Origin of the sequence: Streptomyces nanshensis (assembly GCF_001751255.1) — a bacterium.
In the GTDB taxonomy this organism is placed as follows: Bacteria; Actinomycetota; Actinomycetes; order Streptomycetales; family Streptomycetaceae; genus Streptomyces; species Streptomyces nanshensis_A.
The window spans coordinates 1-1,651 of sequence record NZ_LJGW01000357.1 but is presented as its reverse complement, the minus strand read 5'-3'; the positions used below and the strand labels follow the sequence as shown (position 1 = coordinate 1,651).

Genomic DNA, 1,651 nt, shown 5'->3' with positions numbered 1-1,651 from the left:
GGGCGAACCGGTGCGCAGCGACTGGAGATCGGCGTTGAACTGGTCCAGGACCTTGGTGAAGCCGGGCACGGTGACCGGGCTCTGCGCGTAGGAGTTGCCCTCGACCCACGCCTCGGACTCCGGGTGCTCCTTGGCGAAGGTGCCCATGACGCTCTCCCGCGAGGGCATGACGCCGATCGCGTCGGACGAGGCCAACTGCTGCTTCTTCGAGGTGAGATGGCGGATCAGATCGATCGCCGCCTCGTGGTGCTCGCTCTCCTGCGCCACGCCCCAGCAGTTGCTGAAGGCGAGCGTGCCCTTGCCGGCGGGACCGGCGGGCAGCGGGAGGACCTTGTAGTCGACGTCGGGGAAGTCCTGCTTCATCGCGCCGTCCAGCCAGTTGCCCTCGATGATCATGGCGGCCCGGCCCTTGCCGAGCGCTTCGCCCGCCCATCCGGTGTCCACCTGCTTGGCGAACTTCATCGAGCCCGAGCGCAGCAGCTTCTTGGCGAAGCCCAGGCCCTCGGCGTTCTTCTTGCTGTCGGCGGTCATCTTCGACTCGCCAGAGTCGGTGATCCAGCCGCCGGCCTGCTTCATGAACACCCCGAGCCGCTGGTACTCGTTGGTGGTCACCAGGCCGGTGGTCTTGCCCTTCGTGAGCTTGTCGGCGGTCTTCTCCAGCTCGTCCCAGGTGGTGGGGTAGTCCTTCTCCGTCAGCCCGGCCTTCTTCCACTTCTCGGTGTTGACGACGAGGCCGAGCGTCGAGGAGTCCTTCGGCAGGCAGACGAGCTTGCCGTCGTAGGTGAACGCCTTGCGCAGTTGCGGGGCGAAGTCGTCGCGGTCGGGGATCTTGTCCCCGTAGGCGTAGAGCGAGCCGCCCTTGGCGTAGTTCGCGAACTGGTCGGAGTTGATGTAGAAGGCGTCCGGCGGACGGTTGCCCGCGAAGGCCTGCGCGAGCTGCTGGTCCATGTCCTTGGCGATCTGGACGGTGACCTTGTTGCCGGACTTCTTCTCCCAGGCCGCCGTCGCCGACTTCACGGCCTTGGTCTCGGCGTCGCCGGAGGTGGCGATCAGCACCCGGAGCGACTGGTTCTTGCCGCTGTCCTGTTCGGGTCCGTTCTTGTCCTTGTCGAACCCGGACGAACAGGCGGTCGCGGTGGCGGCCAGCACCGCGCACGCGGTGACTGCCACGGTGGAGCGACGGAACATGCGGGCCTCCTGGGGGAGTTGATGCGGGATGAGAGCTGTGGGGCGGTGGTGGTGCGACGGGCCGCATGAGGCGCGGCGGTGTGCGGTGGTGGTGGCGGGACGGCGAGGGAGCGAGGGGACCGTGCCGGACGCGGCGCCGGGCCGCGCGGTCAGCCGGACGCGGCCCCGAGGCTCGGCCGTACGACGAGAGCGGGCGGCAGCAGCACCCGTTCGGGAGGCTTCGCGGGATCGGACATCCGGGCCAGCAGCAGGCGCATGGCCTCCCGGCCCACGTCGCCGAGCGGCTGCGCGACGCTGGCCAGGCCGGGGGAGAGCAGCGGCGCGACCGAGGAGTCGTCGAAGCCGACGACCGAGACCTCGCGCCCCGGTGTGCCGCCGGCGTTGGTGACGGCGCGGTAGCAGCCGAGCGCGAGCGTGTCGCTGGCGGCCACGACCGCGCTGGCACCGGCGTCGAGCAGCGGCT

At 69.7% G+C, this 1,651-nt stretch carries 2 protein-coding genes; both read right to left on the bottom strand.

Features of this window, described 5'->3' with window-relative positions:
* Positions 1-1,188 (bottom strand): sugar ABC transporter substrate-binding protein (locus tag AN218_RS21285; RefSeq protein ID WP_070018500.1); only part of this gene is annotated, 1,188 nt, incomplete at its 3' end.
* Between the two features lie 149 nt (positions 1,189-1,337).
* The coding region (locus tag AN218_RS21280; protein WP_141747643.1) for a substrate-binding domain-containing protein at positions 1,338-1,651 on the bottom strand (314 nt) is incomplete at its 5' end.